A 14909-nucleotide genomic window follows, 5' to 3' on the forward strand; every position below is an offset into this window, starting at 1 on the left:
GGCCTCAGAGGGACTGGCTGACCGCGGTGCCGAGGAAGACGCTGCCCAGGCCGGCGACGATGCTGGCGGTGACGTTGGCGACGGCGAGGAAGCGGGCGCGGTCCTCGAAGAGGCGGATGGTTTCGTAGGAGAACGTCGAGTACGTGGTGAGAGCGCCGCAGAAGCCGGTGCCGGCGAAGAACTGGATGCTGTCGGGGAAGAGCGACGACGCGCCGGTGAGGAAGCCGAGGATGAACGAGCCGATCACGTTCACGCTGAACGTACCCCAGGGGAACAGCGAGTCGTGGCGGGCCTGGACGGCGCGGTCGGCGACGTAGCGGAGTGGCGCGCCGATCAGGCCACCAGCGATCACCAGCAACAGCCGGCTCATCGCGACCTCCAGGTGACGAGCGCGCGCGTGGCCGTCACGGTCGTCCACACCGCAAGCAGCGCGCCCACGATGGTCGCGGCCAGATAGAGCAGCGCGGTACCGGCGTACCCGCCGCTGATCAGCTTCTGGATGTCGACCGCGTACGTCGAGAACGTGGTGAACCCGCCGAGCACGCCCGTACCGAGAAACGGGCGGAGGAAGCGCTGCTGGGTGAGGACGTCGGTCACCACCACCATCAGAATCCCGATCAGCCCGCACCCGGCGATGTTGATCAGCAGCGTGTTGACCGGGAAACCGCCCGAAGGCGTCGGCCAGGCGAGTCCGATCAGGTACCGCGCTGACGCGCCGAGCGCGCCGCCGACGGCGATCGCGGTCAGGATCGCCGGATCGTGGGCCCGCCGGTCGCGGCCGTCGATCCGCAGGTCGACGTCGGGGTCGACCGGGCCTCTGGGCAGCGGCTCGGCATGCTGATGCTGCTCGCCGGGATGGTGCTCCACACAGTCCTCCTACCTGGAAACGACCTCGCGGCACGACGCCGCGAGGTTCCTCAGGTAGGGACTGTTGGCCGCCGGAGCGACGGTTCGGTCCGGCGAGCCCCACCACCGGTCAAACTCCACCCAGAATATCAGGCGCCGTTCAGCGGGTCCGCCTTCGGCGCGATCCGGAAGTACTGCGGGTCGGAGAACGTCAGCGGTACCTTGCCGAGGCTCTTGATCACGGTGTTCGTACCGTTGGCGTGACTCACGGCGTACAGGTAACCGGACTTGGTGTCCCGGTCGATGCCGAGCAGGAGCGTACCGTTCGTACCGCACTTGGTGGCGATCAGCTGTTCGAAGCCCTGCCAGGTCGAGCCACGGACCACCCGGCTGCTCGGGACGGCGTTGTACTTGGTGGGCCAGGTCACCGTGACCAGAGCGCCCGTGCGGGTGTTGGCGAGGAACGTCTCCGCCGTCGCCGTCCGGCTGATCAGCGCGATCCCCTTGACCGTCGTCAGGCCGCCGACTCCGCCGGTGGCTCGCCAGCTGGTGCCTTCGGCGATCCAGCGCAGCGTCGTCCCGTCGGTCCGCTGCCCGTACAGCAGCGTACGAGCCGGGTCGCCGGCGTTGGCCGGGCGGAGGATCGACTGCTCGATCCACCGGTAGTTGCCCCAGCCGCCGCCGACCCGCAGGTTGTTGTGCGGGTAGTGCGGATCGAGCTGGCTCTGCCCGTCGACGACGTACGAGCTCGCGTACAACGCGCCGCCGATCACGGTCAGACCGGACCGTGCTTCCCCCGAACCGAGCGGCGTACCGACGACCGTGCTGCTGTGCTGGACCTGCTTCGGCCCGAACACCCCGGCGGTGCCGCGGACCCCGCCGACGGTGATCGGCGAGGTCGCGTTGATGGTCCGGCTGGTGGCCGCGCCGTTCGCGGTCACCGACCCGAGCCGCAGCGAGCACGCGGCCGCCGTGCCGGCCGCACCGGATTGGGTGGATGTGCTTGCCTGCGCGGACTGGCCGGCCGCCGCCCCCAGTGCCAGCGCGAGTACCCCTGCCGAAGCCAGACTTGCCGTCTTCCGAAACATCTGGATCGTCCTCCCCTGATCCGGAGGCGTCGTCGCCTCCGTAGTACCGCCTTGGATTCCGGGCCGCACCGGAAAGTTCAGCGGTCGCCAGGTGGAAGTCGATAACTATTCAGCATCGTGCCGACGGCGCTCAGCGCAGGCTGGCGAACACGTCGTCGAGGGGCCGGCCGGGAGTGCGGCCGTGCTCCACGTACCACTCGCGGCCGAGCATCCGGCGGAACAGCCACGGCGGCAGTTTGAGCAGCAGCCCGAGCGTACGGGCGTCGTCGTCGGAGCTGGCCTGACTGGCATGCGCGGCGAACGACTGGCGTTTCTGGTCCGTGTACGCGCGCACGTCGACCCGGTGCGTGATCGCCGCCGCGGGGGCGTACGCGTCGTCGTACGCGGATGCCTTGACCGCCGGCAGGATGCCCGGGATGGCTTCGACGATCCGGATCAGGCGGCGGATCAGCCGCCGGTCGATTGTTGCCTCCAGCACCAACCGGGTCCCGGCCTGTTCGGCGGCGTACTTGCCGGCCGTGTACACCTGCCGGTGGTCCGGATGCCCGTACCCGCCGGCCGGGTCGTAGATCGTCAGCGCGTCGGCCTGCTCCGCGCGCAGCAGCTCGATCAGCGGCGCGGCGGCCGCCTCGACCGGGAGCGTACTGAACCCGCCCTCGGCGGCCGGCCCCGCCGAACCGGAGTCCTTGAAACCGAAACGAACCACCCGCGCGCAGCCGAGCGCCGCGGCCGACCGGTCAAGTTCCGTCCGTCGATGCGCCGCCAGCTGTCCGGAATCCCGGTACGAAGCGGCCGCCGCGCCGGCCTCGCCGTCGGTGGCGACGGCGAGCACGACCCGGTGCCCTTCGGCGGCCAGCCGGGCCAGCGTGCCGCCCATCAGCAGCGCTTCGTCATCCGGGTGCGCGTGAAACGCAATCAAGGTGAATGGGCCCGTCATGGCCCGAGCATGCCATGCTCGAAGCAGCTGAACGAACCGCCCGAAGTTCCTCTCAGGACCCTCTCAGCATCCGGGCTACAGGCTGGTACCGATGAACGAGATCGAGCAGCGACGGGGTTGGCGACGGCGGCTGGTGACCCCCGTCCTCAGTGGGCTGGTCACGGTCGCCCTCGTGGTGTTCCTGCCACGCGCGGTCGGTTCCACCTGGCGGGAGGTCGGATCGGTCCTCGGACAGGTGTCCATCCCCGCTCTGGCGATGCTTTCGGTCGTCTGGATCGCGGGGCTCTGGGCGCACTCGTTCGTGCTCGCGGCGTCGCTCCCAGGGCTGTCGAAGCGGCGCGGGCTGACCCTGAGCCTGACCGGCAGCGCGGTGGCAAACGTTCTCCCGCTCGGTGGCGCGGCCGGTACCGCGCTGAACTTCCGGATGGTCCGCCGCTGGGGTTTCAGCAAGGGCGCGTTCGGCGGGTTCCTCGCCGTCACGACGCTGCTGAACGTCGTCTCCAAGCTCGGCGTGATCGCGCTCGCGCTGCTGCTGGTGCCGATCCTGCACAGCGCGTCGGCCTTCGGCAAGGGCAGCCTGCTCTTCCTGCCGGTGCCGATCGCGGTACTGGCCGGGATCTGGATTCTGGTGGACGAACGGGCGGCCGTACTGATCGGCGCCGGGCTCGACAAGGTGCTTCGCCGATCTCGTCTGAAGGAGCGGTTGCCGCGGTTCCGGCGCCGTACGCTGACGCTGATGCGGACCGGCTGGCGGCCGATGACCGTCGGCATGGTCGCGTACCTCGCGCTCCAGCTGGCGCTGTTGTGGCTCTGCTTCCATGTCCTGCACGTCCCGCTCGGGCTCCCGGTCCTGTTCACCGCGCTGGCCGTCGAGCGGCTGCTGACCCTCGTTCCGATCACGCCCGGCAGTGCCGGCGTCGTCGAGGTGGGTACGACCGCCGCGCTCGTCGCGCTCGGCGGTGACCCGGCCGGGGTCGCGGCGGGGCTGCTGCTGTTCCGTGGGTTCACGTTCCTGATGGAGATCCCGGTCGGCGGCATCATGCTGGCGATCTGGACCTGGTTGCAGCACCGCACCGGCGGCGGTGCGCGCTCGCTCGGGGCGGTGGCGTGATGCGGGTGGCGCTGGTCAGTGACTGTTACCTCCCGCGCCTCGGCGGCATCGAGCTGCAGGTGCACGACCTCGCCGTCCAGCTGATCCGGGCCGGGCATCAGGTCACGGTGTTCACCCTGACCGACGGTCCGCCGAGCGCGGGTGACGTACCGGTCGTGCGGCTGCCGTCGCTGACCGGCATGCCGTTGCCGGTGGCGGTGGAGCGGCTCCGGTACGAGCTGGCCGGGTTCGATGTCGTGCACTCGCATTCGTCGTTGGTGTCGCCGCTGGCCTGGCGGGCGGCGCGGATGGCGCGGACGGCGCTGATCACCATGCATTCGTTGCCTGGGTCGACGATGCCCTGGCCGGTGGCGCAGATCGATCGGTACGCCGGGAACGCGCAATGGACCGCGGTCAGCGAAACCGTGGCGAACCGGTTGCGGCGGTCGCTGCCCAAGGGATCGGTCAAGGTGCTGCACAACGGCGTCGACCCGGCCGCGTGGCGGGCGACGGCGCGTACGGAGCATCGGCCGACGATCGTGAGCACGATGCGGCTGGCCCGGCGCAAGCGCCCGGACGCGTTGCTGCGGACGCTGGAGAAGATTCGCGAGCTGACCCCGTCGGCCGTCGACCTGCGGGCGGTCATCGTCGGCGCGGGTCCGCGCGAGCGCGCGCTGGCCACCGAGGTACGCCGCAGCGGCATGGCCTCCTGGGTGGACCTCCCGGGGCGCCTGACCCGGTACGAGATTCAGGCGCTGTACGCCTCGGCGGATGTGTACTTGGCGCCGGCCGAGCTCGAATCGTTCGGTGTCGCGGCCCTGGAAGCACGGTGTGCCGGGCTGCCGGTGGTGGCGATGGCATCCGGTGGCGTCCGCGAGTTCATCCGTCCGGGGATCGAAGGATTCCTCGTACACGACGACACCGAGATGGCGCGTACGGTGGCGGCGCTGCTGTCGAACTCGACGGTTCTGGAGCGGATGCAGGCACACAACCAGAACACCGATCCGGTGATGACCTGGGAGCGCGTGATCACGCAGCACGTTGCCGCGTACACGGCTCAGCTCGCTCTCAGCGAGCGGTCCCTAGCGTCAACTGCATGAGGCGAAGCTGGGCCGAGCAGGTGATGGGGATGCCCATCAGTGTGCTGGCCCGGGGCGAGCAGGCGCGGTCCGCGGTGGTCGAGGACGCGGTCCGGGACATGTACGCCGAGCTGGTCGAGGTGGATCGGATCTTCTCGCCGTACAAGCCGGACAGCTCAGTCAGCCGGCTGGCTCGCGGTGAGGTCGGCTGGGACGGCGTGGAGCCTCTGGTACGGGACGTAGCCGAGCGGTGTACGGCGGCGCGCGCACTGACCGGTGGACTGTTCGACGCGGACGTACCCGGCGGGTGCTGGGATCCGTCCGGGCTGGTGAAGGGCTGGGCGGTGGAGCGGGCGGGGGAGCGGCTACGAGCGGTGGCCGGCGTCGACTGGTGCCTGAACGCCGGTGGTGACGTCCTTGTGCTCTGTGCCGGCGACGAGGACTTCACGATCGGGATCCAGGACCCGCAGGACCCCACTCGGGTGGTTGCGAGTCTGGCGCGGAACGGAGGCGCGGTGGCGACGAGCGGCACGTCGGCCCGCGGCGCGCACGTGTACGACCCGCGCACCGGCACCGAGGTGGCCACCCGCTGGCTCTCGGTGTCGGTGAGCGGTCCGTCGGTCGAGTACGCCGACGTGCTGGCCACCGCGGCGTTCGTGGCCGGGGACGGCTGGCCGGAGGTACTGACGGTGCTGCCCGGGTACGAAGGCCTGGGGGTGCTTGCGGACGGCAACTTGTTCTCCACCGTCGGCTGGGGCGTGGTATGACCGCGCGCATCCTCCTGGTCGAGGACGACGCCGACCTGGCCCGGTTGCTGGACCGGGCGCTCAGTGGCGAGGGGTACGCCGTGACGCGCGCCGGTGACGGTCACACCGGGCTGCACCTCGCGCTGACTCACCCGGTGGACGCGATGATTGTCGACCGTGGTCTGCCCGCCGTCGAAGGACTGGACCTGATCGCCCGGTTGCGCAGTCGCGGTGTCGGTACGCCGATCCTGGTTCTGTCGGCACGGAACAGTACGGCGGATCGGGTCGAAGGACTGGATGCGGGCGCTGAGGACTATCTGACCAAGCCGTTCGAGCTGACGGAGTTGATGGCTCGCGTACGTGCGCTGCTGCGGCGGCATCTCGATCATGCGGTGCAGCTCGCGGTACCAGGTGGCGTACTCGATCTGGATCACCGGACCGTACGACGTGACGACGGTGCGTCGGTGGAGCTGTCCGAACGAGAGGCGGCATTGCTGGGCTTACTGGCGGCACGGCCTGGCGCTGTCTTCAGCCGGTCGGACCTGCTGGACCGGGTGTTCGACGAGGCGGAGTCGGAGACAGTTGTCGATACGTACGTGCACTACTGCCGGCGCAAGCTGGGGCGGGGCGTGATCAGCACCGTACGCGGGCTCGGGTACCGGTTGGGTGCGCCATGAGCGCACGGCTGATCGGGGACGAGGTACTGGTCCGCCGCGCGGCGCGGGGCGTCGCCGTACAGGCTGCAGCCCTGGTGGCGCTTGCGATGCTGCTGCTGATCGCACTGGTCACTGTGGTGGTCGTACGCGAGCAGACGAACGCTGCGGACGATCTGCTCCGCTCGGCGATCAGTACCGCTGACGACGTGGGTGATCCGCCTGCTGGGGCCTGGCTGGTGATGACGAACTCAGCTGGTACTACAACCTCGCCTGGTCTGCCTGCGAGCCTGCTGCCGGACCTGGCGACGCTGCGTACGGAGGCATCGGAGCAGGTTCATCTGAGTACCGTCGAGGACGACGACGGCGGCTATCGGATCGCTACTGGGTTGTCGAACGGCCGGCCAGTACAGGCGGTACTGGATCTGGCGACGACCCAGCAGGAGCGTGCACGGCTGTTCCAGGCGATGGGGATTGCTTCCGGCGCGGCACTACTACTGGCAGTTCTGTTGGGCGTTCTGATCGGACGCCGGGCAGTGCGGCCGTTGGCACAGGCATTGACGTTGCAGCGCGCGTTCGTTGCCGATGCGGGGCATGAGCTGCGTACGCCGTTGACGCTGCTGAGTACGCGGGCCCAACTGCTCGAACGGTCGTTGCGGCGTGCGGATGCGGATGAGGACGTACTGGATGACGCTGACGGCGTACTGCGTGACACGCGGCGCTTGGCGGAGGTAGTGGACGACCTGCTGGCCGCAGCTGATCCACGCGGCATGGAGGACGGCCAACCGGTTGATCTGATCGGGATCGCTGCGGACGTCGCGGACAGTGCGGCGGCGCACGCGGGGGAGGCGGGCGTACGGCTGCGCTGGGAGAGCGAGCTGCAGTCAGCGCCGGCGTTGGGGACGGCGAGTGCGATTCGGCGCGCGACACTCGCTCTGGTCGACAATGCGATCGACCACACACCACGCGACGGGACGGTGCGGATCGCCGTACGGCGGCATCGTGGGGACCTGATCCTGTCGGTGAGCGACACCGGCCCTGGGATCGGACCGGAGGCCGCACAGCGCGTACTGCGGCGCTTCGACACGGGCGGTCACCGGTCGGGGCGGGCGCACTACGGGCTCGGTCTGGCGCTCGCGCACGACGTGGCGAACCGCCTGGGCGGACAGCTTCGCCTGGCGCCCGCTGACGTCGGCGCGACGTTCGAGCTGGTACTGCCTGCGCTAGCGGAGGCAGGTCCAAGGAAGGACTAAGAATCAGCGGGCATCGTCGGAGCATGACGTACCGCGGGCCAGCAGAGGTGATGAACCGGCCCCGGATCACCCACGCCCGACGCAGGCCGCGCCGTACGCCCAGCTGGTGGCGTGATGCCATCGGAGTGCTGTGCTGGGTGACAGTACTGGTGGTGGTCGCGCTCTGGGTGTCGGGACGTGGCTTCCAGAACCTCCTGAGCGGCCCGGCCGACCTGCTCACGTCACTCGGGCGGCTGTCTGGGCTGGTGGCGGCTGATCTGCTGCTCGTACAGGTGTTCCTGATGGCACGGGTGCCGATGATCGAGCGCAGCTACGGACAGGACGAGCTGGCACGAAGGCATCGGCTGGTCGGGTTCTGGTCGTTCAACCTCTTGCTGCTGCACATCGGCCTGATCCTGGTCGGGTACACACTGCGCGACCACAACGACCTGGTACATGAGACGTGGTCGGTGGTCACTACGTACGGCGGCATGCTGCTGGCGACCGCTGCGACTCTTGCACTCACCCTGGTCGTGGTGACGTCGGTGCGTGCGGCACGACGCGCATTGCGGTACGAGTCGTGGCACCTGCTGCACTTGTACGCGTACCTGGGCGTGGGTTTGTCGATACCGCATGAGATCTGGACCGGCGCCGACTTCACCACGTCGGCGTTGGCGCGTACCTACTGGTGGTCCGTGTACGGTGTCGCGCTCGGTGCGATCTTGTTGTACCGGGTGGCGCTGCCGTTGTGGCGTACGCTCCGGCACGGACTCACCGTGCGCGAGGTGATCCCCGAGGCGCCTGGTGTGGTGACGGTTCTGCTGGGTGGACGCGGGTTGCATCGGATGCCGGTGCAGGCGGGGCAGTACTTCGTGTTCCGGTTCCTGGATGGACCGGGGTGGTCGCGCGGCAACCCGTACTCGCTGTCGGCTTCGCCTGCACCGGATCGGCTGCGGGTGACTGCGAAGACGGCGGGGGATGGGGGTAGCCGGTTGGCGCGGGTACGGCCGGGGACACGGGTCGCGGTGGAGGGACCGTACGGGCGGCTGACCGCGGAGCGGCGGGTGACGGAACGCGTGGCGATGTTCGCGTGCGGCATTGGGATCACGCCGTTGCGGGCGTTGCTGGAGGAGCTCTCGTACGCGCCGGGTGACGCGGTGCTGGTGTACCGGGCGCATGACGCGGGTGATCTGGTGTTCCGGGAGGAGCTGGAGCATCTGGCGCGGGTACGGGGGATCACCGTGCACTATCTGCTCGGGCCGCGGATTCAGCGGCGTAAGTCGTGGCTGCCCGTCGGGGCGGAGGCGTGGTCGGACGAGGACGCCGTGCGGCGGGCGGTCCCGGAGCTGGAGCTGTACGACGTGTACGTGTGCGGGCCGGATCGCTGGATGGATGCACTGTGCGCGGCCGTACTGACGGCCGGACTGCCGGCGGGACAGCTGCACCAGGAGCGGTTCTCGTGGTGAGAGGAGAAGACGTGTGAGGCGCGGGACGAGAGTGCTGATGTCGGTCACCAGCGTGGCGGTCGTAGCGGTTGCACTGAGAACCAGCGTGCATCCACAGACGGCTGCTGTTGGTGCAGCGGTCGTTGCTACTGCACCACGTAGCGCGGCGCCACGCACCACGGCGCCACGCACCACGGCGCCACGCACCACGGCGCCACGCACCACGCCACGCGTCACCCGCCATCGCAGCAGTCCGCCACCCGCTCCGACAACAACCGCACCGAAGTCGGTTACTGCTACCGGTGGGGTTGTCGACACGCAGTACGGACCCGTGCAGGTAGGAGTCACCGTGCTGGGCAACCACCTCACCCAGGTACGTACGCTCCAGCACCCAAGCGGCGACGGCCAGACCAACCGCATCAACAGCTACGCGATCCCGCAGCTGGAACAAGAAGCCATGAAGGCCGGAAACGCCCACCTGGACACGGTTTCCGGTGCGACCTTCACCTCGCAGGGCTACCGGCAATCACTCCAGTCAGCTCTCGACGCGGCGCACGGTGCGCGATGACCAGCCACTCGGAACGCCTACGCCGCAACCTGGCCGTCGGCGGCGGCACCGGCGTACTACTGCTGTTGCTGTTCCTCTACCCAACCAGCACGAACCGCACCGAAGGACAGTCCACTCCGGCCGCATCAGCGGGCGTCGTCAGCAACTCAACCGGCGAACTGGTGATCAACGGTTCATCCGCTGGCACCCGGTACGGCCCGGTTCAGGTACGCATCACCGTCCGCGCCAACCGCTTGATCGCCGTCACCCCACTGGTGTATCCGAACGGTGGCCGCCGCGATCAGGAGATCAGCACGTACGCGCTGCCTCAACTCACACACGAAGCACTGGCAGCCCAAACCGCCCACATCGACACGGTCTCCGGCGCCACCTTCACCTCGGACGGCTACCGCCGCTCGCTCCAGTCCGCGCTGGACAGCGCGCACCTCACCAGCTGACCCGCGAAATGGCCGAGGCGGCCGTGGGTGATCCCACGACCGCCTCTGGACAGTGCTGGTGGTCAGGCCTGGCCGTCGTTCTGGGAGTCCAGTTTGCCGATCTGGTCCTTGGCGGCGTCGACACCCTGGTCGATCTTGTCGCCGTACTGGCCGCCGGTCTTCTCGTCGGCGAACTCGCCGGCCTTGTCCAGGCCCTCGCCGATCTTGTCGCTGTGACCGTCGACCAGGTCGGCCGCCTTGTCCTTCAGCTCTTCAGCAGCATTCTTGATGTTGTCGAAAACGCCCATGTCCTGATCTCCGCTCAGTTTCCGTAGCTGTTGTCGTTATCGTCGTTGTTACCGTAGCTACCGCGGTTTTCGTCGCCGCCGTCAGACTGCTGGTACCCACCGCGCTCGCCGTCATCGTTCGACTGCTGGTATCCACCGCGCTCGCCGTCATCGTTCGACTGCTGGTTGCCGCCGCGCCCGGTCTCGTCGTTCGACTGTCCGTACCCGCCGTCGTTCTGCGATTCCTCGCGCCGGCCGTAACCAGAGTCGTTGCCGGATTCCCCTCCGCTGGAATCCCGGCCGTACTCGTTGCCCTGGTCACCTGACCCGTAGTTGCCGTCGTTCTGGTTCTCTTCGTACGGATTGCTCATGCGATATCTCCCCGTGAGATATAAGGTGAACCGGCCGCACCGGTTTCGTCCATGCGCGGCCGCGAGCCGGATGGCACGCGCTCTTTCCTACCGGAAGGTAGGAGGCCGCGCAAGCACTCGGGTCTCGTGTTTCGCGCCCTTTCACGAAGAAGACATCAACGTTACTCAGCGGCTTCTCAGCCGGCCGTGACGATCCGCCGCAACCTGTTCATCGCGCGGAACTGCAGTTGTTTGATCGCGCCGTCCGTACGCGCCATCGCGGCCGCGGTTTCGTTGATCGAGAGGCCGGCGAAGAACCGCAGCGCGAGGCATTCGCGCTGGTCGTCCGGAAGCCGGGCGACCGCGGCCCGCAACGCGGCGGTACCGACCGAGGCAAGCGCTGCCTGCTCCGGTCCGATCGCTTCGTCGGCGCGTGGATCGACCTCGTCGGTGACGACCGCCAGCCGGTTCCAGCCGGAGCGATGGTGGTCGATGACCACGTTCCGCGCGATGGTGACCAGCCAGGCCGCGAAGTTCAGTTTCGCCCGCGGCCGGGCAATCGCCCGGAACGCGCGCAGGAACGTTTCGCTGGTCAGATCCTCGGCCAGGCTGCGGGACGTGGTCTTGCTGTAGGTGTAGCGGTAGATGGAATGGACGTACCGGTCGTAGAGCCGGCCGAAGGCCGCGGCGTCGCCGGTCTGCGCGCGCCGGATCAGGTCGTCCTCGTCGTCGAGCGGATCAGCCGGACTGCCGGCCGGTCCCTGGGCCACTGCGGCGGTGTTGGTGGACATGTCTGTGTCACGCACCGCCCGGTGCGAAAGACTCGATGTGCATGCGCTTCCCAAGCCCCGTTCTCAGTCAGCTACGCAGTTGTGAACATCACGAAAAGGTTAACGGAAGTAGCCCACCGTGTCACGCCCCTGTCGTTCCGTGGTCAGGCCGGCCACTGTCCCCGAGCCGGCGCCACCGGCAACCGCGCGACCAGTTGGCCCTCGTACGGAAGTGCCGGACTGGCCCAGCGCGCACCGGGCCAGTCCAGCCCGTCGATCAATCGGCTACTTCAAGCCGCCTAGCGGGATGTCGGCGTGTACCCGGCGGTCCAGTTGGTGCAGTTGGTGACGCCATTGCGGTGCAGAAAGCAAGCGCGTACCCAAGCGCTCTGCCCGCTGGTCTTGCTGAAGGTCTTGTCGATCTCGAGGAGGTGGCTTTCGGTGCGCCCGTCGACCACTCCGAGGGTCTTCGCGGCGCCCACGAGGCTGCAGCCGCTGACGCTCGCCGAGATGCAGCCATAGGCAGTCGCTTTGGTGAGGCTCGGGTGGACGTTTCCTGTGAACCTGACTGCTGTGCTGTCGATGATCATCCTGCCCCGCCAGTCGCCACCTTGGCCCGACGGGTTGTAGATGTCGAAATCCTTGAGCACCCGCGCCGCTGAGGCCGGGGTCGCCGAAACGGCGGCAACCGTGAGGACCGCGAGGGCGGTCACGATGATTCTACGCAACAAAAGAATTACCTCCGATACTTTGAAGTTCTGCTTGCTACTTCCAGCCGCTACAGCTTCCGTGGCCCTGCGTCCAGGTGAAGCAGGCGCGTACGTAAACGCTCTGCCCGCTGGTCTTGCTGAGCGTCTTGGTGAAGTCTTTGGCGTAGAGACCTTGGCGCCGCGTGTCGTATTCCGCGAGCTTCTTCTGATTTGCCACGAGGCTGCAGCCGCTGATACTTGCGCTGACACAGCCCCAGGCCGTCACGCGGGTGGAATCGGCAACGAGAGTCCCGCTGACAGTGGCGCTCGTCCGGCTGGAAGAGATTGACCCATGGAGGTTACTCCAACTGTTGGAGTCTTTGATTTCAAACTTTCGGCCGGCCGCTGAAGCCGGTGCGGCCGAGACGGCGACGGCCGAGCTGGTCACGAGGGCAATCGCGATAAATCGACGGAACAAGAGAATCACCTCCGATGCATTGAATTCGGTATTCGGGAGTGATGAAGACAAGGCGGGGTGTGTGTTCTGCTACGATCTCTCCTATCTCCCAGCGGTCCAGCTGGTACAGGTGCTGACGCCGTTCGCCGCGAGAAGGCAAGCACGCACATAGGCGGTCTGTCCGCTGGTCCTGCGGAAAGTCTTGTCGACTGCGAAATATTTGTCCGTGGTGCGCCCATCGGCTTCTCCGAGCTTATGCTGATTTGCGGCCAGGCCGCAGCCGCTGACATTTGCGGAGACGCAGCCATAGACCGTCACTCGGTAGCGCTGGCCTCTGATCTCCCCTGTGATCCTGGCTTTGGTGCTGTCGGTGGCGGTCTCGCCGATGAAGGCGCCGCGGCCAGCTGGGTCGTAGATGGAGATCTCTTTGTAGGTCGTTGCCGCTGCGGCAGGTGCGGTGGATGCGATCGCGACCGTGAGGGCGGCGAGGATGGTGACGATGATTCGGCGGATCAAGGGAACTACCTCCGATGCATTTGGTGTTGCCATTTCGGAAAGTGTTACTGCGGTGTCAGTTACCGCATCAGGTTGGGTTTTCGACCTGGTAAAGCGCGGTGAGAATACCGCATTCTTTTGGCATTTGTGTTTCGGGTGGGGGCGGCCGGTTGCCGCAGTGGTGGTGACCGGTGGGTAGGGGTCAGGGCAGGATGGGCGTATGGATCTGTCTCTCGCCACGTCGTACGACGCCTCGCCCGAGGAGGTGTTCGCGATGATCACCGACATCACGTTCCAGGAGCAGGTGTTCGAACGGTTACGTGCGGAGTCGTACGACATCGAGGTGGGGGACGCCGGGGACGACCTGGCGGTGCGTTTTCACTGGCAGACCAGGCCGGCGGAGGTGCCGGTGGTGGCTCGGCGGTTCGTCGGGCCGACGATCGAGCTGGCGCAGAACAAGGTGTGGCATCGCGCGGAGGTCAACGGGGCGCGGCAGGCGGATGTGGACGCCGAGGTGACCGGTGTGCCGGTGAAGGTGACCGGGACGACCCGGATCGTGCCGGAAGGGCGCGGTACCACGCAGGCGTTCGAGTTGCAGGTGACGGCGGCTTCGGTGCCGGTGGTGGGGCGCGGGCTGGAGCAGGTGGTGGCGGACGCGGTCCGGATCCGGCTGGAGAACAAGTTCGAGGTCGCCTGGCGCTGGCTCTCCGGCTCACTCTGATCAGCACTCGCCGAGCCCCGGCCGGCTGGCGGTCAGTTCTGGGTCAGCTCGCGGGGGACCAAGGCCAGGTGGTGATGGTTGTGTGGACTTGCTGGGCGGCCGGGGTGAGGGGCTGGTTGGCGTGCCACAGAAGGGTGAGCGTACGTCGGCACGCCGGGTGCTCGACTTGCAGCCAAGCGACCGGGTAGTCAGGCATCGAGCGACGAGCTAGGTCCGGGTTGAAGCCGATCCCCAGACCGGCCCGGATGAGCTCCTGGATCGCCGCCGCCTCGTCGCTCTCGCAGACGACTCGCGGCGTCAGTCCCAGCTCAGCGAACAGCCGATCCAGCAGGTTCCGCTGCCAATGACTCCTGGTCCCGGTGACGAACAGCTCGTCGGCAAGTTCCTCGACGCGTACGGACGTACGCCCCGCGAGGCTGTGATCCAACGGCGTCACCACCCAGACCGGCTCATCAAGTAGCACGAAGGACTCCAGCCCAGCTGTAGCGACCGGCTGGGACGCGACGCAGAAGTCCACCTCCTGGGCGCGCAGCCGCCGCGGCATGTCCTCCGCCGGCAGCTGGCGTAGCTCCAGCTCGATCGTCGGATGATCCCGTTTGAACGTGGCGAGCGGTTCGGTCAGCGCGAGGAAGTTCTCCGCGCCGAGCCGTACGGTCCCGGTGCCCTGCTCGGTCGCCGCCGCGACGGCGCGCCGGCCGGCGTCGAGCTCACCCAGCGCACGCTCGACGTAGTCCCGGAACAGCGCCCCGACCGGGTTGAGCCGCAGCCGTCCGGAGCGGTCGAACAGCGGCGTACCCAGCTCGTGCTCCAGCCGCGCCACGGTCCGGCTAAGGGACGGCTGGGCGACGTGCAGTTCGTCGGCCGCGCGACTGAGGTGCTCGAGCCGCGCGATCACCACGAACTGCCGCAACATGGTCAGATCCATCGAACCCCCTCAGGTCATAACCCGATGATCATAACGAGATAGCGATCTTGGTCTTGGACGTTCATAACACTCGGATCATAGCCTCGCAGCTGTTCCTGAACCGAGTGAGGAGGGT

At 67.7% G+C, this 14909-nt stretch carries 20 protein-coding genes; 9 read left to right on the forward strand and 11 right to left on the reverse strand.

Annotation, left to right across the window (positions count from 1 at the left end; translation table 11 throughout):
- Positions 1 to 4: 4 nt before the first annotated feature.
- The 4 genes from crcB (HDA44_RS05965) to HDA44_RS05980 all read right to left on the reverse strand — a co-directional run bounded on the left by crcB (HDA44_RS05965) (position 5) and on the right by HDA44_RS05980 (position 2871).
- A complete protein-coding gene (gene crcB, locus HDA44_RS05965; protein WP_184832014.1) occupies positions 5 to 370 on the reverse strand; it encodes a fluoride efflux transporter CrcB in 366 nt (121 codons plus the stop codon).
- Complete coding sequence (gene crcB, locus HDA44_RS05970; protein ID WP_319040651.1) at positions 367 to 867, reverse strand: fluoride efflux transporter CrcB; 501 nt, start codon at positions 865 to 867, stop codon at positions 367 to 369. The genes crcB (HDA44_RS05965) and crcB (HDA44_RS05970) overlap by 4 nt, the downstream gene beginning before the upstream one ends.
- Positions 868 to 995: 128 nt before the next feature.
- On the reverse strand, positions 996 to 1934 hold the full coding sequence (locus HDA44_RS05975) for a hypothetical protein (RefSeq protein ID WP_238352373.1): 939 nt from the start codon (positions 1932 to 1934) through the stop codon (positions 996 to 998).
- Positions 1935 to 2064: 130 nt separating this feature from the next.
- Positions 2065 to 2871: a PIG-L deacetylase family protein gene (locus HDA44_RS05980; RefSeq protein WP_184832016.1), complete on the reverse strand. Its 807-nt coding sequence runs from the start codon at positions 2869 to 2871 to the stop codon at positions 2065 to 2067.
- A 91-nt stretch (positions 2872 to 2962) separates the two neighbouring features.
- Between HDA44_RS05980 and HDA44_RS05985 the strand changes: the two genes are divergently transcribed.
- From HDA44_RS05985 to HDA44_RS06020, 8 genes are read left to right on the forward strand one after another with little or no spacing between them, the layout of a single operon-like run.
- Complete coding sequence (locus HDA44_RS05985) at positions 2963 to 3982, forward strand: lysylphosphatidylglycerol synthase transmembrane domain-containing protein (RefSeq protein WP_184832018.1); 1020 nt, start codon at positions 2963 to 2965, stop codon at positions 3980 to 3982.
- On the forward strand, positions 3982 to 5061 hold the full coding sequence (locus HDA44_RS05990; RefSeq protein WP_184832020.1) for a glycosyltransferase family 4 protein: 1080 nt from the start codon (positions 3982 to 3984) through the stop codon (positions 5059 to 5061). Before HDA44_RS05985 ends, HDA44_RS05990 begins: the two co-directional genes overlap by 1 nt.
- Entirely contained in the window at positions 5058 to 5807 is a 750-nt protein-coding gene (locus HDA44_RS05995; protein ID WP_184832021.1) for an FAD:protein FMN transferase, read from the forward strand. Before HDA44_RS05990 ends, HDA44_RS05995 begins: the two co-directional genes overlap by 4 nt.
- On the forward strand, positions 5804 to 6463 hold the full coding sequence (locus HDA44_RS06000; protein ID WP_184832022.1) for a response regulator transcription factor: 660 nt from the start codon (positions 5804 to 5806) through the stop codon (positions 6461 to 6463). Before HDA44_RS05995 ends, HDA44_RS06000 begins: the two co-directional genes overlap by 4 nt.
- Positions 6460 to 7692, forward strand: coding sequence for a sensor histidine kinase (locus HDA44_RS06005; RefSeq protein ID WP_184832023.1), 1233 nt, complete (start codon positions 6460 to 6462; stop codon positions 7690 to 7692). Before HDA44_RS06000 ends, HDA44_RS06005 begins: the two co-directional genes overlap by 4 nt.
- A 23-nt stretch (positions 7693 to 7715) precedes the next feature.
- Positions 7716 to 9137, forward strand: coding sequence for a ferredoxin reductase family protein (locus HDA44_RS06010; RefSeq protein WP_202887204.1), 1422 nt, complete (start codon positions 7716 to 7718; stop codon positions 9135 to 9137).
- Between the two features lie 37 nt (positions 9138 to 9174).
- Positions 9175 to 9684 carry an FMN-binding protein gene (locus HDA44_RS06015; protein ID WP_184842965.1) on the forward strand — a complete coding sequence of 170 codons (510 nt, stop codon included), beginning with the start codon at positions 9175 to 9177 and terminating at the stop codon, positions 9682 to 9684.
- Positions 9681 to 10121 (forward strand): FMN-binding protein, encoded by a 441-nt coding sequence (locus HDA44_RS06020; RefSeq protein WP_184832024.1) that lies wholly within the window; start codon positions 9681 to 9683, stop codon positions 10119 to 10121. The genes HDA44_RS06015 and HDA44_RS06020 overlap by 4 nt, the downstream gene beginning before the upstream one ends.
- A 62-nt stretch (positions 10122 to 10183) precedes the next feature.
- On the opposite strand, the gene HDA44_RS06025 is transcribed toward HDA44_RS06020, so the two are convergent.
- The 6 genes from HDA44_RS06025 to HDA44_RS06050 all read right to left on the reverse strand — a co-directional run bounded on the left by HDA44_RS06025 (position 10184) and on the right by HDA44_RS06050 (position 13169).
- Positions 10184 to 10408, reverse strand: a complete 225-nt coding sequence (locus HDA44_RS06025) for an antitoxin (RefSeq protein ID WP_184832025.1) — start codon at positions 10406 to 10408, stop codon at positions 10184 to 10186.
- Between the two features lie 14 nt (positions 10409 to 10422).
- Positions 10423 to 10758 carry a hypothetical protein gene (locus HDA44_RS06030; RefSeq protein ID WP_184832039.1) on the reverse strand — a complete coding sequence of 112 codons (336 nt, stop codon included), beginning with the start codon at positions 10756 to 10758 and terminating at the stop codon, positions 10423 to 10425.
- A 176-nt stretch (positions 10759 to 10934) separates the two neighbouring features.
- Positions 10935 to 11543 carry a sigma-70 family RNA polymerase sigma factor gene (locus HDA44_RS06035; RefSeq protein ID WP_319042116.1) on the reverse strand — a complete coding sequence of 203 codons (609 nt, stop codon included), beginning with the start codon at positions 11541 to 11543 and terminating at the stop codon, positions 10935 to 10937.
- A gap of 263 nt (positions 11544 to 11806) precedes the next feature.
- Positions 11807 to 12220, reverse strand: coding sequence for a hypothetical protein (locus HDA44_RS06040; protein WP_184832041.1), 414 nt, complete (start codon positions 12218 to 12220; stop codon positions 11807 to 11809).
- A 52-nt stretch (positions 12221 to 12272) separates the two neighbouring features.
- Positions 12273 to 12683: a hypothetical protein gene (locus tag HDA44_RS06045; protein WP_184832043.1), complete on the reverse strand. Its 411-nt coding sequence runs from the start codon at positions 12681 to 12683 to the stop codon at positions 12273 to 12275.
- Positions 12684 to 12755: 72 nt separating this feature from the next.
- Positions 12756 to 13169 carry a hypothetical protein gene (locus tag HDA44_RS06050; RefSeq protein ID WP_184832045.1) on the reverse strand — a complete coding sequence of 138 codons (414 nt, stop codon included), beginning with the start codon at positions 13167 to 13169 and terminating at the stop codon, positions 12756 to 12758.
- A 199-nt stretch (positions 13170 to 13368) separates the two neighbouring features.
- Here HDA44_RS06050 and HDA44_RS06055 point away from each other — a divergent pair, with 199 nt between their 5' ends.
- Positions 13369 to 13869 carry a DUF2505 domain-containing protein gene (locus tag HDA44_RS06055; RefSeq protein WP_184832047.1) on the forward strand — a complete coding sequence of 167 codons (501 nt, stop codon included), beginning with the start codon at positions 13369 to 13371 and terminating at the stop codon, positions 13867 to 13869.
- Positions 13870 to 13912: 43 nt separating this feature from the next.
- Here HDA44_RS06055 and HDA44_RS06060 read toward each other — a convergent pair whose 3' ends face one another.
- On the reverse strand, positions 13913 to 14794 hold the full coding sequence (locus HDA44_RS06060; protein WP_184832049.1) for a LysR family transcriptional regulator: 882 nt from the start codon (positions 14792 to 14794) through the stop codon (positions 13913 to 13915).
- Between the last annotated feature and the right edge of the window lie 115 nt (positions 14795 to 14909).

The sequence above is a fragment of the Kribbella solani genome (genome assembly GCF_014205295.1).
GTDB lineage: Bacteria > Actinomycetota > Actinomycetes > Propionibacteriales > Kribbellaceae > Kribbella > Kribbella solani.